The organism is Dactylosporangium sp. NPDC006015 (assembly GCF_040614215.1).
Taxonomy (GTDB): Bacteria; Actinomycetota; Actinomycetes; order Mycobacteriales; family Micromonosporaceae; genus Dactylosporangium; species Dactylosporangium maewongense.
In genome coordinates this window covers 111,904-136,405 of the sequence record NZ_JBEXUD010000002.1, presented here as the reverse complement: position 1 = coordinate 136,405, position 24,502 = coordinate 111,904, and the positions used below count along the sequence as shown (strand labels likewise).

At 71.7% G+C, this 24,502-nt stretch carries 20 protein-coding genes and 1 riboswitch; of the genes, 14 read left to right on the top strand and 6 right to left on the bottom strand.

Translation table 11 applies throughout. From position 1 onward, the window contains the following. Positions 1–17: 17 nt before the first annotated feature. On the top strand, positions 18–1,019 hold the full coding sequence (locus tag ABZ321_RS03755; RefSeq protein WP_344514292.1) for an acyl-CoA desaturase: 1,002 nt from the start codon (positions 18–20) through the stop codon (positions 1,017–1,019). Between the two features lie 112 nt (positions 1,020–1,131). Here ABZ321_RS03755 and ABZ321_RS03750 read toward each other — a convergent pair whose 3' ends face one another. Next, a complete protein-coding gene (locus tag ABZ321_RS03750) occupies positions 1,132–2,217 on the bottom strand; it encodes a hypothetical protein (protein ID WP_354889130.1) in 1,086 nt (361 codons plus the stop codon). 124 nt (positions 2,218–2,341) lie between these two features. Here ABZ321_RS03750 and ABZ321_RS03745 point away from each other — a divergent pair, with 124 nt between their 5' ends. The 3 genes from ABZ321_RS03745 (at position 2,342) to ABZ321_RS03735 (ending at position 6,218) form a co-directional block, all read left to right on the top strand. After that, positions 2,342–4,156: an NAD-binding protein gene (locus ABZ321_RS03745; RefSeq protein ID WP_354889128.1), complete on the top strand. Its 1,815-nt coding sequence runs from the start codon at positions 2,342–2,344 to the stop codon at positions 4,154–4,156. A gap of 109 nt (positions 4,157–4,265) precedes the next feature. Beyond that, complete coding sequence (locus ABZ321_RS03740) at positions 4,266–5,453, top strand: serine protease (protein WP_344514287.1); 1,188 nt, start codon at positions 4,266–4,268, stop codon at positions 5,451–5,453. A 54-nt stretch (positions 5,454–5,507) separates the two neighbouring features. After that, positions 5,508–6,218 carry a phosphatase PAP2 family protein gene (locus ABZ321_RS03735; protein WP_354889126.1) on the top strand — a complete coding sequence of 237 codons (711 nt, stop codon included), beginning with the start codon at positions 5,508–5,510 and terminating at the stop codon, positions 6,216–6,218. Here ABZ321_RS03735 and nagA read toward each other — a convergent pair. Together nagA and ABZ321_RS03725 are read right to left on the bottom strand one after the other, a co-directional pair. Next, on the bottom strand, positions 6,176–7,294 hold the full coding sequence (gene nagA / locus ABZ321_RS03730; protein ID WP_354889124.1) for an N-acetylglucosamine-6-phosphate deacetylase: 1,119 nt from the start codon (positions 7,292–7,294) through the stop codon (positions 6,176–6,178). The two genes, ABZ321_RS03735 and nagA, sit on opposite strands and share 43 nt — an antisense overlap. After that, entirely contained in the window at positions 7,291–8,247 is a 957-nt protein-coding gene (locus ABZ321_RS03725) for an ROK family protein (RefSeq protein WP_344514278.1), read from the bottom strand. Before ABZ321_RS03725 ends, nagA begins: the two co-directional genes overlap by 4 nt. Before the next feature lie 185 nt (positions 8,248–8,432). Here ABZ321_RS03725 and ABZ321_RS03720 point away from each other — a divergent pair, with 185 nt between their 5' ends. Beyond that, positions 8,433–9,218 carry a DeoR/GlpR family DNA-binding transcription regulator gene (locus ABZ321_RS03720; RefSeq protein WP_344514276.1) on the top strand — a complete coding sequence of 262 codons (786 nt, stop codon included), beginning with the start codon at positions 8,433–8,435 and terminating at the stop codon, positions 9,216–9,218. Positions 9,219–9,243: 25 nt separating this feature from the next. Then, the gene (locus ABZ321_RS03715) at positions 9,244–9,609 is read left to right on the top strand and encodes a DUF3263 domain-containing protein (RefSeq protein WP_344514274.1); all 366 of its coding nucleotides are present in this window, start codon (positions 9,244–9,246) and stop codon (positions 9,607–9,609) included. A 28-nt stretch (positions 9,610–9,637) separates the two neighbouring features. Here ABZ321_RS03715 and ABZ321_RS03710 read toward each other — a convergent pair whose 3' ends face one another. Beyond that, positions 9,638–11,833 carry an AAA family ATPase gene (locus ABZ321_RS03710; RefSeq protein ID WP_344514272.1) on the bottom strand — a complete coding sequence of 732 codons (2,196 nt, stop codon included), beginning with the start codon at positions 11,831–11,833 and terminating at the stop codon, positions 9,638–9,640. 84 nt (positions 11,834–11,917) lie between these two features. Between ABZ321_RS03710 and ABZ321_RS03705 the strand changes: the two genes are divergently transcribed. The 3 genes from ABZ321_RS03705 to ABZ321_RS03695 are packed head-to-tail and all read left to right on the top strand — an operon-like array spanning position 11,918 to position 16,092. Next, positions 11,918–14,674 carry an alpha/beta fold hydrolase gene (locus tag ABZ321_RS03705; RefSeq protein WP_354889121.1) on the top strand — a complete coding sequence of 919 codons (2,757 nt, stop codon included), beginning with the start codon at positions 11,918–11,920 and terminating at the stop codon, positions 14,672–14,674. Further along, positions 14,671–15,579: an ABC transporter permease gene (locus ABZ321_RS03700; RefSeq protein WP_344514268.1), complete on the top strand. Its 909-nt coding sequence runs from the start codon at positions 14,671–14,673 to the stop codon at positions 15,577–15,579. Before ABZ321_RS03705 ends, ABZ321_RS03700 begins: the two co-directional genes overlap by 4 nt. A 36-nt stretch (positions 15,580–15,615) precedes the next feature. After that, entirely contained in the window at positions 15,616–16,092 is a 477-nt protein-coding gene (locus ABZ321_RS03695) for a hypothetical protein (RefSeq protein WP_344514266.1), read from the top strand. A 40-nt stretch (positions 16,093–16,132) separates the two neighbouring features. On the opposite strand, the gene ABZ321_RS03690 is transcribed toward ABZ321_RS03695, so the two are convergent. Then, positions 16,133–17,059: a glucosyl-3-phosphoglycerate synthase gene (locus ABZ321_RS03690; protein WP_344514264.1), complete on the bottom strand. Its 927-nt coding sequence runs from the start codon at positions 17,057–17,059 to the stop codon at positions 16,133–16,135. Between the two features lie 108 nt (positions 17,060–17,167). After that, positions 17,168–17,306: riboswitch (SAM riboswitch) on the top strand. Positions 17,307–17,316: 10 nt separating this feature from the next. On the opposite strand from ABZ321_RS03690, the gene thrC reads away from it, so the two are divergent. Further along, on the top strand, positions 17,317–18,585 hold the full coding sequence (thrC, locus tag ABZ321_RS03685) for a threonine synthase (RefSeq protein WP_344514262.1): 1,269 nt from the start codon (positions 17,317–17,319) through the stop codon (positions 18,583–18,585). A gap of 382 nt (positions 18,586–18,967) precedes the next feature. Next, positions 18,968–19,993, top strand: coding sequence for a GNAT family N-acetyltransferase (locus ABZ321_RS03680; RefSeq protein ID WP_354889118.1), 1,026 nt, complete (start codon positions 18,968–18,970; stop codon positions 19,991–19,993). Here the strand turns inward: ABZ321_RS03680 and ABZ321_RS03675 are convergent. Then, positions 19,982–20,488: a helix-turn-helix domain-containing protein gene (locus tag ABZ321_RS03675; RefSeq protein WP_344514258.1), complete on the bottom strand. Its 507-nt coding sequence runs from the start codon at positions 20,486–20,488 to the stop codon at positions 19,982–19,984. The two genes, ABZ321_RS03680 and ABZ321_RS03675, sit on opposite strands and share 12 nt — an antisense overlap. A 51-nt stretch (positions 20,489–20,539) precedes the next feature. On the opposite strand from ABZ321_RS03675, the gene ABZ321_RS03670 reads away from it, so the two are divergent. The 3 genes from ABZ321_RS03670 (at position 20,540) to groL (ending at position 24,389) form a co-directional block, all read left to right on the top strand. Next, positions 20,540–21,796 carry an MFS transporter gene (locus tag ABZ321_RS03670; RefSeq protein WP_354889116.1) on the top strand — a complete coding sequence of 419 codons (1,257 nt, stop codon included), beginning with the start codon at positions 20,540–20,542 and terminating at the stop codon, positions 21,794–21,796. A gap of 381 nt (positions 21,797–22,177) precedes the next feature. Continuing rightward, positions 22,178–22,381: a cold-shock protein gene (locus ABZ321_RS03665; protein WP_203848689.1), complete on the top strand. Its 204-nt coding sequence runs from the start codon at positions 22,178–22,180 to the stop codon at positions 22,379–22,381. Between the two features lie 385 nt (positions 22,382–22,766). Then, complete coding sequence (gene groL / locus ABZ321_RS03660; protein ID WP_344514252.1) at positions 22,767–24,389, top strand: chaperonin GroEL; 1,623 nt, start codon at positions 22,767–22,769, stop codon at positions 24,387–24,389. Positions 24,390–24,502 lie beyond the last annotated feature (113 nt).

Genomic DNA, 24,502 nt, shown 5'->3' with positions numbered 1-24,502 from the left:
ATCGCGAGGCTTGACGCATGACGCTGCTGGCCGACCGCACCTCAGACTTCACGACACTGTCCCGCCACATCCGTGCGGCCGGTCTGCTCGACCGCCGCCCCGGCTACTACGCCCTGCGGTTCACCCTGGTGGGTGCCCTCTACGCCGGCGGGTGGGCCGCACTCGCCCTCATCGGCTCGTCCTGGTGGGCGCTGCTGGCCGCCGCGCTGCTCGCCGTCGCGTTCGCCCAGGTGGCCTTGGTCGCCCACGACCTGGCGCACAAGCAGGTGTTCCGCACGTCCCGGATCTCGGAGATCCTCGGCATGCTGGTGGGCAACCTCGGCATCGGGATGAGCTACGGCTGGTGGATGAACAAGCACACCCGCCACCACGCCAACCCCAACCACGAGGAGCACGACCCCGACGTCGCGCCCGACATCCTGGTCTGGTCGACCCGCCAGGCGAGCGAGGCGAAGGGCCTGGCCCGGCTCATCGGCGGCTGGCAGGCGGTGCTGTTCTTCCCGCTGCTCCTGCTGGAAGGGTTCAACCTGCACGTGTCCAGCGCCCGCGCGATCGGCAGGATCAAGCGCTCCAAGCTCGAAGGTTTCCTGCTGTACGGCCACTTCGCCGCCTACCTGGTGGCCGTCTTCGCGCTGCTGTCGCCCGGGATCGCGGTCGCGTTCATCGCGGTCCACCAGGGGCTGTTCGGCCTGTACCTGGGGCTGACCTTCGCGCCGAACCACAAGGGCATGCCGACCCTGACCGGCGACGACGAGCTGGACTTCCTGCGCAAGCAGGTGCTCACCTCCCGCAACGTGCGCGGCGGGGTCCTGGTCGACGTGCTGCTCGGCGGCCTGAACTACCAGATCGAGCACCACCTGTTCCCCAACATGCCGACCCCGAACCTGCGCAAGGCGCAGCCGATCGTGGAGCGGCACTGCGCGGAGATCGGCGTGCCGTACCTGTCGGCGACGTTCGTCGACTCCTACTCGCAGGCGCTGCGCCACCTGCACGACGCCGGGGCGCCGCTACGGAAGTGAAGAAGGGCCGGCGGATGACCGCCGGCCCTTCTCATGTGGACGGTCGGCGGGTGACCGCCGGCCTTTCTGTATGACGGTCGGCGACCGCCGGCCGTTCCTTGTGCGAGGACGGTCAGCGGCCGCCGAGCAGCCCGCCGACCAGCGGGAGGTTGCCGCCGGCGATGCCGTTGAGCAGCGGCAGCCCGCCGACCACCGGCAGCGCCTCCTCCGAAGCACCCGCCGAGGCCGAGGCCGAGGCGGAAGCGCCGGCGGAGTGCCGCGGGGAGTACGCCGAGGCGTGCCGCGGCGCGTAGGTCTTCTCGGTGACGAGCGGCAGCTGGCTCGCGGCCTGCGGCAGCGCGCCGGTCGTGGGCACGAGACGGTTCGCGACCGCGGTGGTGCTGACGCCCGGGGTCGGGCCGACGCCGCCGATCACCGGGACGCCGGTGATCGAGTCGTTCTTCAGCACGTCGCTGCCGCCGAGCGGGAGCTCGCCGATGGGCAGGCCCGAGTCCGCCTCCGTGCCCGAGATCCGCTGGTTGCCCGAGCGCTTGCCGCCGGTGCCGACCGGGATGGCGAAGTCGTCGACGGGCTTGAGCGTGCCCTGCACCGGCAGCCCGCCGACCAGCGGGAGGCCGCCCGTGCCGCCGCCGAGACCGCCGACCAGCGGCAGCCCGCCGCCGGCGGTGTTGCCCAGCGGGAGGCTCGTCGCCTCGCCCGGGACGCCGGGGAACGCGGTGCGGGTGTCGGCGATCGACGTGCCGTGCAGCGTGTCACCGGCGGCGACCGGTACACCGGAAACCCCCGGCAGACCGAACTGCTGCAGCGAACCGACCAGCGGCAGCGCCGCCACCGAGCCCTCGGCCGGCAGCTGGTTCGGCACCGACTGCAGGTTGGAGACCTTGCTCGACGTCGCGCGGGGCAGCCCCAGCATCTCGGTCGGGATCATGTCCAGCACGCTGGGCAGCCGGGGGCTGCTCATCTGCGTCGAGGTGGTGCGGCGGCCCGCCTGCGTGCTGCTGTCCGCGCTCGTGTCGATGCGGGAGCCGTGCGCCTCGAGCTGCAGCGACTGGTTGTTGGGGCCGCCGGCGGGCGACAAGAGATCGTCCAGCTGGCCGGGCACCAGGGCGTCATCGGCGTGTGCGGCACCGGCACCGAGCAGCAAAATGCCGCCGGCCACACCGACGGTGCCGACCGCCCGGCGAAACCACGTGTTCATCCTCGTAAACCAATCTGGTCGACAAATCCGATCGCCTGTTCAACGACCAACCCGGACAAAGTGACGCGGCAGTTGTCGATCGAGTGGGCCCCCGGGCGTTGGTGATCTTCGTTAGGATCGCCCTGTGGAGTCCGAATCATGGTTGATGCGCCGGCTCCGCAGCGGCCTTCCCAACGCTCAGGCGATCACCCGTCCGTGGTGGGTCGAGCCCTTCTCGGATCCGCGCCGCCCCCCTCGGCTCGCGGCCACGAAACGCATCGTCGTCTGTGGTGACGATCCCCTCGCGTATCGCCTGATCGAGGAGCTGATCCACCAGTACGGGGTGCACGTCACGGCGATCCTGCCGAGCGTCGACCAGCGCTACGGGCCCGGCATCGCCCGCCTGCTGCGCGAGCGCGGCGGCCGGGTCATCGAGGCCGCGAACCCCGACCGGGACGCGTTCGAGCTCGCGGGGCTGGCGACCGCCGACGCGCTCGCGCTGGTCAAGCAGGACGACATCGGCAACCTCGACGCGGCGCTGCAGGCCCAGGAGATCAACCCCGGGCTGCGGTTCGTCATCCGGATGTTCAACCTGCGCCTCGGGCAGAGCGTCCGGCGCAACTTCGCGGACCTCCGCGTCCTGTCCGACGCGCAGATGGCGGCGCCCGCGTTCGTATCGGAGGCGCTCGGCGAGGTCGCCCCGGTGCACGTCCGCGTCGCGCGCCGCACCCTCTTCGTCGCGCGCCGCCCGGAGGTGCGGGCGGAGGACGTGATCTGCGGGCTGGCGGTGACCGAGGGCGACGGCGAGCCGGTGCTGCTCCCCGCCGACCAGGGCGCCGCGGACCTCGTGCTGGCCGTCGCGACCGGCGAGCCCGTCAGCACCGTCGTCGCCCGTGAGGACGACATCCGCCAGGTGCACCGGCGGCGCCGCTGGCGGTGGCTGCGCGACCCGTTCCGCGCGTACCAGGGACTCGTCGGCCGCCGGCTCTGGACGACCTCACTGATCATGGCCGGCCTGCTCGCCGCGGGCACCGCGATCATCGCGAGCTTCAGGGACGTCCCGTGGTGGGACGCGGCCTACGTGACGCTGCTGTCCGAGCTCGTCGGCGCCGGCCCCGACCTGGAGGCGCGCTGGCCCGAGAAGCTCGTCACGGTCCTGCTGAGCCTGGTCAGCATCGCGCTGGTGCCGGTCATCACCGCGGCGGTCGTCGAGACGATCGTCAACGCGAAGCTGGCCATCGCGCTCGGCCGGCTGCGGGAGCCGCTGTCGGACCACGTCGTGCTCGTCGGACTCGGCAACGTCGGCACCCGCGTCATGCACGCGTTCGTCGACCTGGGCGTGCCCGTCGTCGTCATCGACCGCAACGAGAACGCCCGGGGCGCGCAGTCCGCCCGCGACCGCGGCGTGCCGTTCATCGTCGGCGACGCCAGCCGCGTCGCGACGCTGCGCGCCGCGTCGGTGGACACCAGCCGGGCGCTGGTCGTGGTCTCCACCGACGACCAGGCCAACCTGGAGGCGGCCCTGGAGAGCCGCGAGCTCAAGCCCGACCTGCGGGTCGTGCTGCGGCTCTTCGACGGCGCGTTCGCGCACCGGGTGCAGCAGGCGTTCGGCATCACCGCCTCGCGGAGCGTGTCGTTCCTCGCGGCCCCGGCCTTCGCGGCGGCGCTGCTGGAGCGCGAGGTGATCGGCACCATCCCCGTCGACCGCAAGGTGCTGCTGCTGGCCGAGGTGCCGGTGGTCGCCGCCTCCGACCTCGACGGCGGGCCGGTCGGCTCCGCGGAGGACGTCGGCGAGGTCCGGGTGCTGGCGGTCACCACCGACGACGGGCGGCAGACCGTCTGGAGCCCGCCGCCGAACTACGTGCTGTGCGCCGGTGACCTGCTCATCGTGGTGGCGACCCGGGTGGGGCTGGGCAACCTTTTGGCTCAGACCGGCGGGACGGTCGACCCAACTCCCTGACTTCCCGCCTCCTCCGCACCGGATCCGTCGTTGAATGAGGCGGATCGCCCGATTTACCCCTAACAGTCCGGGCGGTTCCTTCATGCGGACCATCGGGAGGATCGCGCTCATGCGCCGTAGGGTTTTGCTGGTCACCGGGGCGTGCGCCATCGTGGCGCTCGCCGGGGCGGGCGTCGCGGCCGCGACCTCGTTCGTCCCCGCACGACAGCCGGCGACGGCGTCCGCGTTCGCGGCGCCCGCGCACGACAATCCCGCCGCCACGGTGTCGGGCGTCATCGAGCCGATCACCGGCGACGCGTCGACGTTCCGCTACCCCGGCGCCGACTACGTGAAGGTCCACTTCTCCCGGCTGCAGCTCAAGCCCGGCGACACGGTCAAGGTCAGCGACGCGACCGGCGACGAGGTCCACCGGTACAGCGCGGCCCAGCTGCGCGACGCGGACAACTGGACGATGTCCGTCTCGGGCGAGTCGGCCACGGTCAGCGTCGAGCGGGCCGGCGACCCGCTGGGCATCAAGTCGAAGCTCGCCGGCCTCGGCCTGAGCGTGGACAAGATCGCCCGCGGCCAGACCCCCGCCGAGCAGGCCGCCGCCGAGCGGCTGGCCGCCGCGGCGCCGCACACGGAGAGCATCTGCGACAGCGACGAGAAGGAGAACGCCGCCTGCTACAAGTCGGCCGACCCCGTCGCGTACGCCAACTCCAAGCCGGTCGCGCGCATCCTCATCCAGGGCGTCGAGCTGTGCACCGCGTGGCGCGTCGGCACGAAGAACCGCATGATGACCAACGCGCACTGCTTCACCACCACCCGCGAGGCCCGCAACACCGAGGTGTGGTTCAACTACGAGTGCGCGCAGTGCGGCGGCGGCCCCACCCTGCGCCCGGTCAAGGTCATGGCCGACCAGGTCCTCGCCACCGACGACGTCCTGGACTACACCCTCTTCACGGTCCGCAACTTCGACGCGATCGCGCGCTTCGGCTACCTCCAGATGGACGACCGCGCCCCCGTCCGCGGCGAGGAGCTCTACATCCCGCAGCACCCGCGCGGCATGCCGACCGTGATCACCACCTACGACAGCAGCGAGCGCTCCGGCAACTGCGCGGTCGCCAACCCCGCGTACAACGGCTACGACGTCGACACCGACATGTCGTACTACTGCGACACCGACGGCGGCTCGTCCGGCTCGCCCGTCATCTCCCGCCGCACCAACAAGGTCATCGCCCTGCACCACTTCGGCGGCTGCCCCAACTCCGGCGTCCGCATGGACCGCATCGCGGCGGACATCAGGAACCTCGTGTAAAGGTCCTGTGCAGGGTCCGGGCGCCGTTCCCGCTGTCGGGTAGCGTCTTGCGGCATGCGGAACGTGCGCCCGGCCCTGTGGTTCGACCTGGTGCTTCTGGCACTCTTCGCCGCGATCACCGTCGCGCTCGCGCTCCGGACGCCGCTGCTGTCACTCGACCTCGCCGTCCGCGACCTCGTCGACGCGCACCGCCCCTCGTGGGCCTACTGGACCGCCCGCGTCTTCAACTACCTCGGCCAGGGCGGCCAGGTCCTCACCCCCCTGGCCGTGCTGACCGCGCTGGTCGTCGGCCGGCGCACCCACTCCGTGCGCCCCGCGCTGCCGGTCATCGGCGGTTTCGTCATCACGTACCTGACGATCGGCCCGCTGAAGGTGTGGACCGACCGGACCGCCGCGAGCGACCACAAGGTCGTGCACCCGGAGTACCTCTTCCACGTGCCCACCGGCATGTCGTATCCGTCCGGGCACGTGGTCAACGCCATCGTCTGGTACGGCGTGCTCGCCATCCTCCTCGGCGGCCTGCTCCGCCCTGGCCAGCTGCGCGCCATCCGCTACGGCGCCCCGGCGATCGTGCTCTTCACCACGACATACCTGAGCTTCCACTGGGTCACCGACGGCCTCGCCGCCATCTGCCTCGGCCTCGTCCTCGACCGCATCCTGCAACGGGTCCCGTGGGACACGATCCCGCTGCCGCGCCGGCTCGCCCGCTGGTCAGGCCCGGTTCAGGACACCCAGGCGCCGGAGCGCATGACGCGGGTGACGTGAAGGGCGTCGTCCAGGAGGACGAGGTCGGCGCGCCGGCCGGGGCGTAGGGTGCCCAGGTCGTCGGCGAGGCCGATGGCGGCGGCGGGGGTGGCCGAGGCCATCCGGGAGGCGTCGACGAGGGACAGGCCGGCGCCCGCGGCGCGGCGGAAGGCGGCGTCCATCGTCAGCGTGCTGCCGGCGATCGATCCGTCGCGGGTGAGGCGGGCCACGCCGTCGGCGACGGCGACGCTCTGGCCGCCCAGCTCGTACTCGCCGTCGGGCATGCCGGCGGCGGCCATCGCGTCGGTGATGAGGGCGGCGCGGGCGGGGCCGGTGACGGAGGCGGCGAACGCGAGGGTGCCGTCGTGGAGGTGTACGCCGTCCGCCACGAACTCGCACGTGACCGGCGCGGCGCCGAGGAGGGCGAAGACCGGGCCGGGCTGGCGGTGGTGCGGCGGGCGCATGCCGTTGAAGACGTGGGTGCCGACCGTCGCGCCGGCGTCGACGCCCGCGAGGGTCTCCTCCCAGGTGGCGTCGGTGTGGCCGAGGGCGGCGACGACGCCGCGGGAGACCAGGAGCTTGATGGCGTCCAGGGCGCCGGGCAGCTCGGGGGCGACGGTGACCATGCGCACGGCGCCCTCGCCCGCGTCGATGAGCGAGTTGAGCTCGTCCAGCGACGGGTGGCGCAGGTGCGCCGGGTTCTGCGCGCCGCACCGCGCCTGCGACAGGTACGGGCCCTCGAAGTGCACGCCGGCCAGGACGCCCTCGCCGACCAGCGGCGCGAACGCCTTCGTGGCGGACAGCATCAGGTCGGGGGGCGAGGTGACGAGGCTCGCCAGCATCGTCGTGGTGCCGTGGCTCAGGTGGTACGCGGCGGCGACGCGGGCCGCTTCGGGGTCGCCGGTGGTGAACGTGGCACCGCCGCCGCCGTGGACGTGGATGTCGACGAACCCGGGCACGACCGTGCCGGCCGTCGCGTCGACCGCGCCGGTGAAGGCCTGCCCGACCTCGGCGATGCGGTCGCCCTCGACCCGGACGAAGCCGTTGTCGATGACGCGGTCGCCCGCGATCACCCGTACGCCGGACACCACCGTCATGCCGTTCCTCCTGTGCTGTCGTTGCGCTGGTCTTGCAGTGCGTCCAGGGCGAGCAGGGCGGCGCCGAGGCAGCCGGCCTCGTCGCCGAGCGCGGCGCGGGTGATCTCCGGCTCGCGGTGGAACGTGACGCGGGCGTGGACCCCCGCCCGCAGCGGGGCGAGCAGTGCCTCGCCCGCCTCGGCGAGGCCGCCGCCGAGGACGATGACCGCCGGGTCGAACAGGGCGATGCCCGTCATCAGGCCGTCCGCCAGGGCGTCGATGGTCTCCTGCCACACCGCGACGGCGGCCGGCTCGCCCTCCGCGGCCAGCCGGGCCACGTCCTCGGCGGTGGCGGGACGGCCGGCGTGCTCGCCGTACCGGCGACCGACGGCCGACGCGGAGGCGATCGACTCCAGGCAGCCGCGCTGCCCGCACCCGCACATCGGCCCACCGGGCCGGACGACGATGTGGCCGATCTCGCCCGCGGCGCCGTGCGCGCCCGTGTAGACCTGCCCGTGCACGACGTTCGCCGCGGCGATGCCGGTGCCGATGGGGATGACCAGCACATACGAGTGGCCGCGCCCGGCGCCCAGCCGCGCCTCGGCGAGCCCGCCGGCGCGCACGTCGTGGCCCAGCGCGGCGGGCAGACCCAGCCGCTCCTCCAGCAGTGCCTTCAGCGGCACGTCGCGGAAGCCGAGGTTGGCGGCCCAGACGGCGATCCCGTTGCGCTCGTCGATCACGCCCGGGACGGCCAGACCGGCGGCCCGCGGGTCGAGGCCCTTCGCGCGCGCGGTGGTGGCGAGGCCCTCGGCGATGTCGAGGATCGTCGCGATGACCGCCTCGGCCCCCCGCTCGCGGCCGGTGGCGTGCCGCTCGGCGTGCAGGACCTGGTGTGTAGCCTCGCCCTCGGCGCCGACCAGCGCACACTTGATCCCGGTGCCCCCGACATCGAGGGCGATCACGGTCTGCGTCATGTGTAGCTCGTCCTCGCGCTGATCGATGTGGCATGAAGCCGGGCGGGTTCGCGCATCATTGCGCACTGTCGGGCAGGCTGGCAACCGTACCCCTGAGGTTAGTTTGAGCAGTTGCCTTTGCGTTTACCCGTAGTTTCGCGCATTATTGTGCACACATCTCGCACCGTACGCGCAGGGAGGGGCTCGTGGACCGCTACGCGCGCTGGAATGCGCTCCTCGAGATCCTCACCGACAGCGGGCGCATCAGCGTGGAGGACGCGGCCGAGCGCCTCGACGTCTCGCAGGCCACGATCCGCCGCGACTTCGACCAGCTGGCGCAGCAGCAGATGATCACCCGCACCCGCGGCGGGGCGGTCGCCAACGGCGTCTCCTACGACCTGCCGCTGCGGTACAAGACGGCGAAGCACGCACCCGAGAAGCAGCGCATCGGCGCGGCCGCGGCCGCCCTGGTCTCGCCCGGCATGGTCGTCGCCCTCAACGGCGGCACGACGACCACCGAGGTCGCCCGCGCGCTCGCAGTGCGCCCCGAGCTCACCGGCGGCGTCGACGACGCCCAGCTCACCGTGGTCACCAACGCCCTCAACATCGCCAACGAGCTGCTCGTGCGCTCCCGCATGAAGATCGTCGTGACCGGCGGCGTGGTCCGCCCGCAGTCCTTCGAGCTCGTCGGCCCGCTCGGCGGCAACATCCTGCGCGACGTCACCCTCGACATCGCCCTGCTCGGCGTCGACGCGCTCGACGTCACCCTCGGCGCCGCCGCCCACCACGAGGGCGAGGCCGCGATGAACAGCCTCATGGTCGCCCGCGCCCGCCGCGTCGTGATCATCGCCGACAGCTCGAAGCTCGGCGGTCACGCGTTCGCCCGGATCTGCCCGATCGACCGCATCGACACCCTGGTCACCGACTTCAACGCCACCCCCGAGACCCTGGCCGCCTTCGCCGCCGCCGGCGTCAAGATCGTGACCGCCTGACCCGTCCCGCCGGTACTGTGGGGCGATGCAGCGCGACGACCTCACCGCCGCCCGGGTCCCAGCGCAGCCCCCGACCCAGGACCCCGACGACTTCGTCGACACCGACGTCGCGGACACCGACGAGGACCCTGACGCGGGCCCCGATCTCGCGACGGCCGAGGAGCCCCCGGAGCTCGACGAGCGCAGCAAGGCCATCCTCGCCTTCGAGCGCCGGTGGTGGCGCCAGGCGGGCGCCAAGGAGCAGGCCGTCCACGACACCTTCAACCTGTCGGCGACCCGCTACTACCAGCTGCTGAACACGCTCCTCGACGACCCGCTGGCCCTGGCCCACGACCCCGTCGTCGTCCAGCGCCTCCGCCGCCTCCGCGCCTCCCGCTCCCGCCGCCGCTGAGCGCCGCGACGGCGAAAACGGCGGGCGCTCAGCGGGCCTGTTGCTGCTCGGCGTAGGCGGCGAGCCAGGCGACCTGGACCGGGTCCAGGGAAGGGCGGACGCGGTCGCGGGCGAGGGCCACGTGGGCGGCGGTGACCTCGGTGGCCTCCAGCGACTCGCGCATGGCGGCCAGGGCGGACTCGCGGATGAGGGCGGCGCAGTCGGCGGCCGAGAAGCGGTCCAGCGACGCGGCCAGGGCGGGCAGGTCGACGTCGGCGGCGAGGGGCACGGACTTCGCGGCGGCGCGGAGGATCTCGGTGCGGGCCTCGGCGTCCGGGGGCGGCACGAAGACGAGGCGTTCGAGGCGGCCGGGGCGCAGCAGGGCCGGGTCGACCAGGTCGGGGCGGTTCGTGGCGCCGATGACGACGACGTTGCGCAGGGACTCGACGCCGTCGAGCTCGGTGAGGAGGGCGGCGACGACCCGGTCGGTGGTGCCGCCGTCGGTGGCCTGGCCGCGGGTCGGGGCGAGGGCGTCGACCTCGTCGAGGAAGACGAGGGTGGGGGCCGCCTCGCGGGCGCGGCGGAAGAGCTCCCGGACCGCGCGCTCGCTCTCGCCGACCCACTTCGACAGCAGCTCGGCGCCCTTCACCGACAGGACGTTGGCCTTGCCGGTGCCGGCGATCGCCTTGACCAGGTACGTCTTGCCACAGCCCGGCGGGCCGTAGAGCAGCACGCCGCGGGGCGGCTCGATGCCGAGGCGGGAGAACGCGTCCGGGTAGGACAGCGGCCACAGCACGGACTCGGTCAGGGTCTGCTTGACCTCGACCATGTCGCCGACGTCGTCCAGGGTGACCTTGGCGAGCTCCAGCGACGACTCGGCCATCGACGTGGGGCGCACGACCTCGAGGGCGGCCTCGAAGTCCGCCATCAGCACGCCGGTGCCGTCCCCGTCGCGGCGGTGACGCAGCGCCGCTCGTACACCGGCCTCACGCGACAACGCGGCGAGGTCCGCCGCCACGAAGCCGGGGGTGCGGCCCGCGATGTCGTCGAGCCGGACGTCGTCGTCGAGCGGCATGCCGCGGGTGAGGACGGCGAGCTGCTCGCGGCGCAGGGCCGCGTCGGGGAGCGGGACGGCGATGCCGTGGGCGAGCAGGCCGGGGGAGTGCAGGGACGGGTCGACGGACTCGGGGCGGCTGGTCGTGCAGACGACGGCCTCGCCCTCGCGGACGAGCTCGCCGATCAGCTGGCGGAAGACCGTCGACAGCGGGCCCGGCTGGTCGCGCGGCGCGAGGGCCTCCACGTCGGCGACGAGCAGGATCGCCGGGCGGGCGGCCCGCACCTCGCCGGCGGCCTCCCGCAGCCGGGCGGCGGCGGCATTGTTGGTGAGCGCCGCCAGCTCCGGCGCCCACAGGGGGACGACCCGCGCCCCGACGCTCGCCGCGACGGCGTGCACCAGGGCTGACTTGCCGGAGCCGGCGGGGCCGGTGATCAGCACCCCCAGCGCCACCGTCGTGCCGAGCCTCGCCAGGACCTCGCCGTGGTGGAAGCCGAGGTCCAGCAGCTCGCCCAGCTGCTCGGCCTGCGCCCTGAGCCCGGGCAGGTCGTCGAGCGCGACCGCTTCCGGTGCGGCGGCCGGCGGCGCGACAGGAACGAGGCCGCCGGGCGCGTGGGTGGCGTGGCCGTGGTGCCAGCCGACGGCGGTGTCCATGGTGACCAGCGCGCCCGCGCCGGGGCCGGCGGCGACGACGGTGAGCAGGGCGCTGGTCCAGCCGTAGCCGACGGTGTTCTTCAGGCTGCGCCGCGCCGCCTCGAACACGCCGGGGTCCAGCGAGGTCAGCGACACGTCCTGCGGCAGCAGGGAGACGTTGTCGCCGACGGTGACGACCTTGCCCAGCAGCGCGAGCCGCAGCATCTCCGGCGACACGACCCCGACGATCTCCGGCGGGCCGGACAGGGTCACCGACGCCGCGGCCCGCAGCGGCGCCGCCGCGACCGTCACCTGGCCGCCGTCGCGCAGGCCCAGGTTGCCCAGCAGGAGGTCGTCGGCGTAGAGCAGGGCGCGACTGGCGCTGGCCTCGGCGACCGCGGCGATCCCGGCGGACTCGCGGCGGCCGGTGAGGGCGATCGGGTCGCCGGCGCGCAGGCCCAGCGCGGCCAGGACCTCAGGGTGGAGCCGGACCACGCCGCGGCGGGCGTCGAGGGCCGCGGGGCGCAGGCTGGCGGTGAGCGTCAAGGTCGCGGCCACGCACCGAGCGTATAACTCGCCCGCTTGCTGTGAACCTGCTGAGGAATTCGACATCGCGCAACATGTGTTGCGTACGTTTGGCCGATGCGTCTCTTACCGCGTCTCAACCGGCGCAGGGTCATCGCCGGCTCGGTGGCCGCCCTGCTGCTGGTCGGCCTGGTCGGCTGGGCGGTCGTCCCCTCGCCCGCCACGTTCAGCACCCAGGAGCAGCGCATCACCGTGCGCACCGGCCCCGACGACGCGACCGAGGTGACCCTCGACACGACGCTGTACCTGCCGAAGAAGAGCGGCAAGAAGCCCGCCATCCTGCTCGCGCACGGGTTCGGCGGCACCAAGCGGAGCGTGAAGTCCGACGCCGAGGACTTCGCCGACCTCGGCTACGCCGTGCTCACCTGGACCGCCCAGGGCTTCGGCGACTCCACCGGCGAGATCCACCTCGACAGCCCCGACTGGGAGGTCAAGGACGCCCAGCGGCTGCTGGACTGGCTCGCCGCCCGGCCCGACATCCAGACCGACGGTTCCGGAGACCCGCGGGTGGCGGCGGTCGGCGGCTCGTACGGTGGAGCCCTCGCCCTCCTGCTCGCCGCGCACGACAAGCGGGTCGACGCGATCGTGCCCATGATCACCTGGAACGACCTGTCGCGGGCCTTCCTGCCCGAGGCCACCGGCAAGGACCCGTCCGGCGGCGTGTTCAAGAAGCAGTGGGCCGGACTGTTCTTCGGCTCCGGCAACGCGCTGACCGACAGCTCGGCGCTGACGAGCCAGGCCGCCCCGCAGCGGACCCCGACCGGCGACGCCCAGTGCGGACGGTTCGCGAAGGACGTCTGCGAGGCGTACCTCGACATCGCCACCACCGGGGAGGCCGACAAGGACGCGATCGCGCTGCTGCGCCGGTCCAGCCCGGCGTCCGTGCTCGACCAGATCAAGGCGCCCACGCTGCTCGTACAGGGGCAGGTCGACACCCTGTTCCCGCTCAGCGAGAGCGACGCCAACGCCCGCGGCATCGCCGCCACCGGCACCCCGGTGCGGGTCGCGTGGTTCACCGGCGGGCACGACGGCGGCACCGGGCCGCAGTCCGAGGTCGACCGGCTGCGGTACCTGACCGCGCAGTGGCTCGACCACTACATCAAGGGCAACGGCGAGGCGCCGCCGACCAGCTTCACCTACTCGCGCGTGTCGGGCCTCAACGCCCGGGGGCGCGGGCTCGTCACGACCGCGTCGTCGACGTCGACCTACCCCGGCACCGGCGGCACCTCCACCGAGAGCGTCGCCCTGATCGGCGTCCCGACGAGCATCGCCAACCCGCCCAACGGCACCCCGTCCGGGATCTCCTCGCTGCCGATCGCCAACATCGCGAGCCTGCTCGGCAGCGGCGTGTCCGCCGAGATCCCCGGCCAGCACGCCGACTACACGTCCGCGCCGCTGCCCGACACCCTCGACGTGGCGGGCGCGCCCACGGTCCGCATCCGGGCGGCGTCGCCGACCGGCGAGGCCGTGCTCTTCGTCAAGCTCTACGACGTGCCCGCCAAGGGTGCCCCGTCGATCCCGGACGGGCTCATCGCGCCGGTGCGCCTCACCGGGCTGCCGAAGGACATCGCCGACGCGCAGCCGATCGCCGTGACGCTGCCCGCGGTCGTGCACCGGTTCGAGGCCGGCAGCCGGGTCCGGGTCACCGTCGCCGCCGCCGACAGCGCGTACTGGTCGCCGCCGGACCCGCTCGTCTACCAGGTCGCCGTCGAAGGCGCGCTGACCCTGCCCGACGTGGCCGGCACGCCGATCGCCAACCCCGACGTCATCTGGCGTTACGTCCTCGCCGCGCTCGTCGCCCTCATCGTGGTCGGCCTCGCCGTCGCGATCCTGGTCGCCCGCGCCCGCGCCCGGCGGATCGAGCGCCGCGTCGACCCCGAGCACGTGGACACGCCGCTCGTCGTGCGGGGGCTGCGCAAGACGTACGGTGACTTCGTCGCCGTCGCGAAGGTCGACTTCACCGTCCAGCGCGGGCAGGTGGTCGGCCTCCTCGGCCCCAACGGCGCCGGCAAGACCACGTCGCTGCGGGTCCTGATGGGGCTGACCCGGCCGAGCCAGGGCGAGATCCTCGTCTTCGGCCATCAGCTTCTGCCGGGCGCGCCGGTGCTGTCCCGGGTCGGCGCCCTGGTGGAGGGGCCCGGCTTCCTGCCGCACCTCACCGGTCTGCAGAATCTCCACCTGTACTGGGCGGCGACCGGCCGGCCGCTCGACGACGCCCACTTCGACGAGGCGTTCGACATCGCGGGTCTCGGCACCGCCGTCAACCGGCGGGTCAAGACCTACAGCCACGGCATGCGCCAGCGCCTCGCCATCGCGCAGGCCATGCTCGGCCTCCCCGAGCTGCTCGTCCTCGACGAACCCACCGACGGGCTCGACCCGCCGCAGATCGCCGAGATGCGCAAGGTCCTGCGCCGGTACGCGACCGGCGGCCGCGCCGTCCTGGTCTCCAGCCACCTCCTCGCCGAGGTCGAGCAGACCTGCACCGACGTCGTCGTCATGCACCGGGGCGAGGTCGTGGCCACCGGCAAGGTCGACGACATCGTCGGCGACTCGCCGACCGCCCAGATCGACGTGACCGACGTGGACGCCGCCACGAAGGTCCTCGACGAGCTCGACGGCGTCCGCACGGTCATCCCGGCCGGCAGCAACGGCGGCCTGGTCGTCGACATCGACGGCGTGCCGCGCTCGGAGGTCGTCGCCGCGCTGGTCCGGGCCGGCGTCGGCGTCGACCGGGTGACGCCGCGGCGGCGGCTCGAAGACGCGTTCCTGTCGCTCGTCGGCGGCGACACCAAGGCCAGTGGAGAGCGGTCATGAGTACTTCTGCTGTTTCTTCCTCTTCCTCTTCTTCCTCCGAGCGCGGCGTCGTCGGTGGCGCACCCGGCTACCGTCCCGGCGCGACCCTCTCCCTCTGGACGGAGATCCGCCGCCAGGCGGCCCGCCGCCGCACGCAGATGGCGCTCGGCTTCATGGTCCTGCTGCCGCTGATCATCCTGATCGCCTTCCAGCTCGACAGCGGCGGCGACGACGAGGGCGGCAACAACGGCGAGTTCTCCCGCCTCGCCGACCTCGCGACCGGCGGCGGGGCCAACTTCACCCTCTTCACCCTGCTCGTCTCGTCCGGCTTCCTGCTGGTCGTCGTCGTGGCCCTCTTCTGCGGCGACACGGTGGCGAGCGAGGCGTCGTGGGGGAGCCTGCGGTACCTGCTGGCGATGCCCGTCCCGCGGGCCCGGCTGCTCGGCGTCAAGGTGACCGCGGCGCTGCTCTACTGCCTCCTCGCGGTCCTGGTCCTGGTCGGCACCGCGATGCTGGCCGGCACCCTGCGCTACGGCTGGGCCCCGCTCAACGCCCCCATCGGCGGGGAGATCGCCGCCGGCACGAGCGTCGTCCGCCTCCTGGAGATCGTCGGCTACCTGTGCGTGTCGCTCCTGGTCGTGGCCTCGCTCGCGTTCCTGCTCTCCGTCTCCACCGACGCCCCGCTCGGCGCCGTCGGCGGCGCGGTGCTGCTGCAGATCCTGTCCAGCATCCTGGACCAGATCACCGCCCTCGGAAACCTCCGCAACTTCCTGCCCACCCACTACAACGACGCCTGGCTCGGCCTGCTCTCCACCCCGCTGCAGACCGACGACATCGTCAAGGGCTGCATCGCCTCCCTCGCCTACGCCACCGTCTTCTTCTCCCTCGCGTGGTGGCGCTTTCTGCGAAAAGACGTGGTGAGCTGAATGCGTCTCGCGTACTGACCGGTAGGGTGCCGGTCCATGCGAACCTCGGCGCTCCGCGGTGCCTGGCTCCTCGTCCTCGGCCTCGCGGCGCTCTCCGGCACCCTCTACTACGACCAGGCCAACCTGGCGGCCTGGACCTCATACGTCGCCTCCTCCAACGCGATGAGCGGCCCCGCCGAGGCCTTCACCGCTCAGATCTTCACCCTCATCGGCGCCCTGGCCTCGGCGTCGGCCGCGTCGCTGGTCGCCGTCTGCGCCCTGCTCTTCGCCACCGGCCGCACCTTCGGCCACTGGGCCCTGCGCCTGACCGTGGTGCTGACCCTGGTCCTGCTGTCGCTGGTCGCGGTGGTCGTCGTGGTCGCCACCCTGACGGGCGACCCGCCGGCCGCCGTCATCGACACCCCGGTCTGGCTCCTGGCCGCCGAGTGGCTCGCCGTCCTGACCGCCCTGGCCGGCGCCGCCATCACCACCTCGACGCTCTGGGGCTTCACCCCCGCCACCGACCCCCTCTGACCACGGGGCCTGCGCACGGCGTACCAGCGACGGGAAACGGCTAGGCGAGCGGCCTCTGGTAGCCCGGGATCGTGGTCATCGGGGGGCGGTCCGGGTGGGCGACCGGATGGTCGGCCGGGGTGACAGTGCCGGTGCGCCTGACGAACTGGGTGAGGGTCGGCCAGACCGGGGCGCCGGGGGTGACCCGGGCGTGGATGGTGTGCAGGATCGTGGCGGCCATGCGGCCCAGGGCCGCGGTGTCCTGGTGACCGTGGGTGCGCTGGCCGAGGTCGACCTGCGCGACCGCGTCCAGGCCGGCGGTGCGGTAGGTGTCGATGAGCAGGCCGGTCTCGACGCCGTAGCCCGCGGCGAAGGGCAGGGACTCCAGCAGGGAGCGGCGGGCCGCGTACTCGCCGGCGAGGGGCTGCACGACGCCGGCCAGGGCGGGGAAGTAGGCGTTGAGCAGCGGGCGGGCGGCGAGCTCCGTGACGCGCCCGCCGCCGCCGGCCGAGACGTCCAGGAGGGGGCGGTCGTAGAAGGCCTTCACCATCTGGGTGGCCGGGTCGTCCAGCAGCGGGCCGAGGAGGCCGGTGACGAAGTGCGGCCGGAAGTCGGTGAGGTCGGCGTCGACGTACACCAGGATGTCGCCGGTCGCGACGGCCAGGGCCTTCCAGAGCACCTCACCCTTCCCGGGGCGGGAGCCGGTCCCGGGGAGGATGTCGTCGCGGTGGTGGACGGTGGCGCCGGCCTGGCGGGCGACCTCGGCGGTCCGGTCGACGGAGCCCGAGTCGACCACGATGACCTCGTCGACGAGGGGCATGAGGGTGCGCGCGCCGGTGACGATCTCGGCGACGGTCGGCTCCTCGTCCAGCGCCGGCAGCACGACGCTGATCCGGGTGTCGCCCTTGCGGTCGTAGAGGTCGGCGAGGGGCCAGTCGCGCCATGCCGAGGTGCGCTTGGCGAACCAGTCCGCCGCGTCGGGATGCATGAGTGAAACCGTAGTCAGGTCCATCTCGTGAGATGACTCATACAGCGGCACCCGTGTCGGCCCTTACACTCGAATACGAACCACGCGAACAGCACGTCACAACTGAATACCTCATCCAGAGGGGCAGAGGGATACGGCCCGATGAAGCCCCGGCAACCCCTGCGACACGTCTCGACGCTGAGTCCGGTCGCGGTAGGTGCCAAATCCGTCCCGGTGCGCAAGGCCATGCACCTGGGAAAGATGAGAGGAAGGCCTCCATGACCTCGACGCTCGGCGTCTTCACCGACTCTCCCGCCCGCCACCTGGTCTGCCGTGGCTGCGGCGCCCAGTTCCCGCTCGCCGCGCAGCACGCCTGTTACGAGTGTTTCGGCCCGCTCGAGGTGGGCTACGACGCCGAGGCGCTCGGCCGGGTCACCCGCGAGCAGATCGAAGCCGGCCCCCAGAACATCTGGCGCTATGCGCCGCTGCTGCCGGTCGGCACCGACCCCGCCAGCCGCGTGACCCTCGACCCGGGGCTGACCCCGCTGGTCAAGGCGGATCTGCTGGCCAAGGAGCTCGGCATCACCGGCGCGCTGTGGGTGAAGGACGACTCGGCCAACCCGACCCACTCGTTCAAGGACCGGGTCGTCTCGGTGGCGCTGACGGCGGCGAAGGCGCTGGGGTTCACCCGCTACTCGTGCGCCTCCACCGGCAACCTGGCCAACTCGGTCGCCGCGCACGCGGCGCGGGCCGGGGTGCCGTCGACGGTGTTCATCCCGTCGGACCTGGAGCCCGGCAAGGTCGTCATGAGCGCTGTGTACGGCGGTGACGTCGTGGCGATCGAGGGGTCCTACGACGACGTCAACCGGCTGTGCTCGGAGCTGACCGAGACCGATGAGTTCGAGGACACGGCGTTCGTCAACGTCAACGTGCGGCCGTTCTACGCCGAGGGGTCCAAGACGCTCGGGTATGAGGTCGCGGAGCAGCTCGGCTGGCGGATCCCGGCGCAGGTCGTGATCCCGATGGCCAGCGGCGAGCTGCTGACGAAGATCGACAAGGCGTTCAGCGAGCTGGTGGAGATCGGGCTCGTGCCCGACACGGAGTGGACGGTGTTCGGCGCGCAGTCCGCGGGCTGCAACCCGATCGCGGTGGCGCTGCACAAGGGCACCGACGAGATCGTCCCGGTGAAGCCGACGGGCATCGCCAAGTCGCTCAACATCGGCGACCCGGCGGCCGGCGTCTACGCGCTGGAGTCGGTGCGGCGCACCGGCGGCTGGATGGAGTACGTCGACGACGACGAGATCCGCGCCGGCATCGAGCTGCTCGCCCGCACGACCGGCGTGTTCGCCGAGACCGCCGGCGGGGTCACCACCGCGGTGCTGAAGAAGCTGGTCGAGACCGGCAGGCTCGACCCGTCGAAGGAGACGGTCGTCTTCAACACCGGCGACGGGCTGAAGACCCTCGATGCGGTCGCCGGCACGGTCGGCCCGACGCACCGGGTCAAGCCCTCGCTGAAGTCCGTCCGCGAGGCCGGGCTGGTGAGCTGAGGTCCGGGCCATTTCGGCTGAGGGCTGATTTTTTCGCGCAACCCGCCGACGCCGTGACGGACGGTGTCGGCTCGGGTGCGGCTGAGAGAGCGCTTTCACTCCTTGGACGAGGGGCGACTCAGCCGATCGACGGAGCCGGTCGCGACGCAGTGTGACCGCGCTCAAGCCGTGCGTCTCGAAGCCACCCGGCGAGGGACTTGACGACCTCAGGACCGCGCGCCAGGATGCTCGGTGCGGGAGGACGTGTCGCCGCGAGGCCCGGACCCTGGTCCAGGCCCGCGACCACAACACCGGAGGTGTTGGCGAGCGTCCTCTCGACCATTTCCACCGGTCCCCGTATATCTGTTGTCCGTCGATACGTCTCTGCGCCACGCTGGCGGGCATGAGTCAGGACCTCAGCATCGTCGAGCTGGACGCCGATGACCCGGCGGCGGTCGACGCGGCCTTCACCATCGGTAACGAGGCGATCCTCGCCGACCTGCCGGACTTCCCACCGAGCTGCCGGGCCGAGCACGAGGTCCGGGTCCGCCTGCCGATGCCGGGCACGGACCGGCACACGTTCCTGGCGTATCGCGACGGTCTCGCGGTCGGGCTCGTACAGGCGGATCTCCCGATATTCGACAATCTGAACAAATCGTTCCTCGACGTGCTGGTCCTGAAGGAGCACCGGCGGCGGGGCGTCGGGCGGGCGCTGTTCCGGCACGCGGTCGGCTTCGGCCTGGCCCGTGGTCGCACCTCGGTGATGGGGTTCAGCGTGATCACCGACGCCGGTGGCGCGCCGACCGGCTCCTCGGCGCCGTTCGCCGCGGCGCTCGGCCTGGACAACAAGCTCCTGGACGTGCGCCGCCGGCTCGACCTGTCGACCGCCGACGATGCCGAGCTGGCGAGGATGCTCGCCACGAGCTGGCCGAAGGCGGCCGGCTACAGCACCGTCCAGTGGGGCAACACGCCGCCCGAGGAGCTGCTCGAGGACATGGCGCTGCTGGACAGCTCCTTCCTCGACGAGGCGCCGAAGGGTGACCTCGACCTGGAGGCGGAGAAGGTCGACGCCGATCGTCTGCGGCGGGTGTACGAGACGCGCGCCCGCTACGGTGCGCGCCCGTACGAGACCGGCGTCATCCACGACGCGACCGGCCGGCTCGTCGCGTTGAGCGCGCTACGGATGAGCAAGACCGTCGACTGGCACGCGTGGCAGCAGATCACCCTGGTGCACCCGGCGCACCGGGGGCACCGGCTCGGCCTGATCTCCAAGCTGGTCAACCTGCAGACCATGCGCGCACAGGAGCCGGCGGTCCGGATCGTCGACACGTTCAACGCCGAGGTCAACTCGCACATGATCGCGATCAACGAGGCGATGGGTTTCCGCGCGCTCGACCGGTGGGCCAACTGGCAGGCGTCAGTCGCGTGAGCGGTCCTCGTACATGGCGAGGAAGATCGAATAAGGTCGGCCGTGGGTGCGCTCGCGGCCGGCGTATTCGTCGAGCAACGTCTCGAAGCGGTCCTGCAGCTCCTGCCACTCCGCCGGGGTGAGCCGCAGCCCGAGCCGGGCGAAGTTGACCGTGTCGGCCTGACCGTCCAGCATCGCCAGCTCGTCGTTGAACGCGTCGAGCATCGCCCGGTTGGTGCCCGCGCCCTGGTCGCCGAGGCTGAGCTGCCACGACTTGGTCGTCGACAGGTAGGGCACCTCGCGCGTGCCGCGCGGCCCGCGGCGCTCCTCCTGAGGCACCAGGAACCCCGTCGCGACCAGCGTCCGGACGTGGTGCAGCACGGTCGCCGGGTTGGCGTCGAGCCGCTCGGCGATCTCCTTGTTGGTGAGCGCACGGTCCAGGCAGAGCCGGATGATGCGCAGGCGGACGCCGGAGGCGAGTGCCTTGGCCTCCGCGTCGGTCGCTGGTCGCCGCATCGTCCGAGTCTAACGATTGACTTTTCCCAATCGGTCATCGACAGTGGGTCCGTGAGACTCGGCCTGCTCCGCGATCGCGACTTCCGGCTGCTCTTCACCGCCGACACCATCAGCCAGGTCGGCACCCAGGTGACCCTGCTCGCGCTGCCGCTCGTCGCCGTGCTCACGCTCGACGCGACCGCGCTGGAGGTCGGGGTCCTGGCCGCCTGCGAGACCGCCGCGTTCCTGCTGGTCGGACTGCCCGCCGGGGCCCTCGTGGACCGGCTCCGGCGGCGCGAGACGATGATCGTCGCCGACCTCCTGCGGGCGGTCCTGCTCGCCTCCGTGCCGCTGGCGTGGTGGAGCGACACGTTGCGGATGCCGCAGCTGTACGTGGTGGGCCTGCTCTGCGGGGTGTGCACGGTCTTCTTCGACGTGGGGTACCAGAGCTACCTGCCGTTCCTGGTCGGCAAGGACCGCCTGGTCGAGGGCAACGCGATCCTGGAGATGGTGCGCTCCACCTCCCAGATCGGCGGCCCGAGCGTCGCCGGCGGCCTGGTCAAGGTGCTCGGCGGCCCGCTCGCCCTCGCCACCGACGCGGCCAGCTACGTGCTGTCGGCGCTGTTCCTGTGGCGGATCCGCAAGATCGAGGAGCGCCCGGCCCGCAAGCCCGACGCGCACCTCGGCCGGGAGATCCTGGAGGGCCTCCGGTTCGTCGTGGGCAACCGGCTGCTGCGGGCGATCTCCATGTGCACGGGCACCGGCAACTTCTTCGGCTCCATGTACGGCGCGATGCTGATCGTCTACTTCGCCCGGGACCTCGCCCTGTCGCCGGCGGTCATCGGCCTGTGGTTCAGCGTCACCGGGCTCGGCGCGCTGGCCGGCGCGTTCCTGGTCGGGCCGTTCGTGCGCTGGTTCGGGCAGGGGCCGGCGATGTGGATCTCGATGCTCGCCGCGTCCCTCGGCGAGCTGCTGGTGCCGTTCGCGCGCGACGACTGGCGGCTCTGGCTCGCGGCGGCGGGCAGCATCGTCTTCGGCATCGGCGTCGTGGTCTACAACGTGACCCAGGTCAGCTTCCGGCAGACGATCACGCCCGACGACCTGCTCGGCCGGATGAACGCCACGATGCGGTTCATCGTCTGGGGCACGATGCCGATCGGCGGGCTCGTCGGCGGCGCGCTCGGCACCGTCATCGGCGTGCACGAGACCATCTGGGTGGCGTGCGCCGGAATGCTGGTTTCGGTGGTGCCGCTCGTTCTGTCACCCTTGCGGAAGCTCCGCGAGTTGACGTCCGCACCTTCCGCGGGCACGGAAGCAGTGCGGAAGTAGGCCGATCTTGCGGTTGTGGGCGGTTGCGTGGTTCCAGTCACGGCTTCCTGGCACAACCGCAAGATCGGCGCTTCCATCCACATTCGTCTGACATTTTGCTTATTCTTTACCGGTACGATTCGACGCCTGACGATGCGCTGGCATTTGTCGGACCGCTCAAGAAAGGTCCCATCGGAAACCTTTTGCGTGCGCATGAACCGTGACCTTGCTGTCCGATTTGGGGCTGTCGGGTCTCGGGTTGTCTCGTGTACCGTCCGTTTCGGTCGTCGATCCTCGCGCCGGTGCCACGCTCATGGCCCGGCGTGCCGGCCGAGGACCTCAAGGCTGGTCCCCACAGCCAGCCGGAGTACGAAGAGGGACCGAAAGCAGAGGAAGTGCACCGTGGCACAGGGCACCGTCAAGTGGTTCAACAGCGAAAAGGGCTATGGCTTCATCGCGGTCGACGGGGGGCAGGACGTCTTCGTCCACTTCTCCGCGATCGAGATGGATGGCTACAAATCGCTGGAAGACGGACAGCGCGTCGAGTTCGAGATCGCGCAGGGCCAGAAGGGCCCGCAGGCCGAGAAGGTTCGTCACCTCGCCTGACAGATCGTTCGTCCACCCCCGCCGGGGCACCGTCCTCATTGATGAGGAACGGTGCCCTGCGTCTTTTCCGCCATTGTTCGTGCCATTCATGCCTGATTTGTAGGTGTTTGCACGCTTCGACCACCCTGGCCGTCACCTCGGCTTTGCTTGCACTCGACGGGCCAGAGTGCTAAACAGGAGTTGGCACTCGCAACAGGTGAGTGCCAACGGTCGGGGCGGTGCAGCGCCTGGGCGCGGGAGCGTCGAGGGGCTGGTCGTCGCGGGCTCATCCGGCCCGACCATTGAGGATCCCGCTGGGTCCTTGAAGGTGCGAAAGCAGGCGGTGAGCCGCCGGCCCCACGTGGGTCGCGAGGCGTAGCCGGAGTGTCCAGGAGGACAACGCCGAATGGCCAAGATTATCGCGTTCGACGAGGAAGCGCGCCGCGGCCTCGAGCGGGGCATGAACACCCTCGCCGACGCCGTCAAGGTGACGCTGGGCCCCAAGGGCCGCAACGTCGTCCTCGAGAAGAAGTGGGGCGCGCCCACCATCACCAACGATGGTGTGAGCATCGCCAAGGAGATCGAGCTCGAGGACCCCTACGAGAAGATCGGCGCCGAGCTGGTCAAGGAGGTCGCGAAGAAGACGGACGACGTCGCCGGTGACGGCACGACGACCGCGACCGTCCTCGCCCAGGCGCTGGTCCGTGAAGGTCTGCGCAACGTCGCCGCGGGTGCCAACCCGATGGCGCTGAAGCGCGGCATCGAGGCCGCCGTCGCGTCCGTCGCGTCGGAGCTGGCCAACCTTGCCAAGGACGTCGAGACCAAGGAGCAGATCGCCTCCACGGCCTCGATCTCCGCCGGTGACTCCACCGTCGGCGAGATCATCGCCGAGGCGATGGACAAGGTCGGCAAGGAAGGCGTCATCACCGTCGAGGAGAGCAACACCTTCGGGCTCGAGCTGGAGCTCACCGAGGGCATGCGCTTCGACAAGGGCTACATCTCGCCGTACTTCGTCACCGACACCGAGCGGATGGAGACGGTCCTCGACGACCCGTACATCCTCATCGTCGAGTCGAAGATCTCCGCGGTGAAGGACCTCCTCCCCGTGCTGGAGAAGGTCATGCAGTCCGGCAAGCCCCTCGCGATCATCTCCGAGGACGTCGAGGGCGAGGCCCTCGCGACCCTGATCGTGAACAAGATCCGTGGCACGTTCAAGTCCGTCGCCGTCAAGGCCCCGGGCTTCGGCGACCGCCGCAAGGCCATGCTGACCGACATCGCGATCCTGACCGGCGGTCAGGTCATCTCCGAGACCGTCGGTCTCAAGCTGGAGAACGCGTCGCTCGACCTGCTCGGCAAGGCCCGCAAGGTCGTCATCACCAAGGACGAGACCACCATCGTCGAGGGCTCCGGCGACGCCGAGGGCATCAACGGCCGGGTGGCGCAGATCCGTGCCGAGATCGAGAAGTCGGACTCGGACTACGACCGCGAGAAGCTGCAGGAGCGCCTGGCGAAGCTCGCCGGCGGTGTCGCGGTCATCAAGGTCGGCGCGGCCACCGAGGTCGAGCTCAAGGAGCGCAAGCACCGCATCGAGGACGCCGTGCGCAACGCGAAGGCGGCCGTCGAGGAGGGCATCGTCCCCGGCGGTGGCGTCGCGCTCGTCCAGGCCGGCAAGTCGGCCTTCGACAAGCTGGACCTGGTCGGCGACGAGGCCACCGGCGCCAACATCGTCAAGGTCGCCCTTGACGCGCCGCTGCGCCAGATCGCCGTGAACGCCGGCCTTGAGGGCGGCGTCGTGGTCGAGAAGGTCCGCAACCTGGACGCCGGCTGGGGCCTCAACGCCGCCACCGGCGACTACGTGAACCTCCTGGCCGAGGGCATCATCGACCCGGCCAAGGTCACCCGCTCCGCCCTGCAGAACGCCGCCTCGATCGCGGCGCTCTTCCTCACCACCGAGGCAGTGGTCGCGGACAAGCCGGAGAAGACCCCGGCCCCCGCGGGCGCCCCCGGCGGCGGCGACATGGACTTCTGAGTCCAGCTCTTCCAAGAAGGGCAGGCCCGTTCCGGGCCTGCCCTTCTTGCTGTCCACACACTTCCGACCCGCCACTGACGGTTTTGCCGCGGGCCTCAGCCCCGCCGCTGACG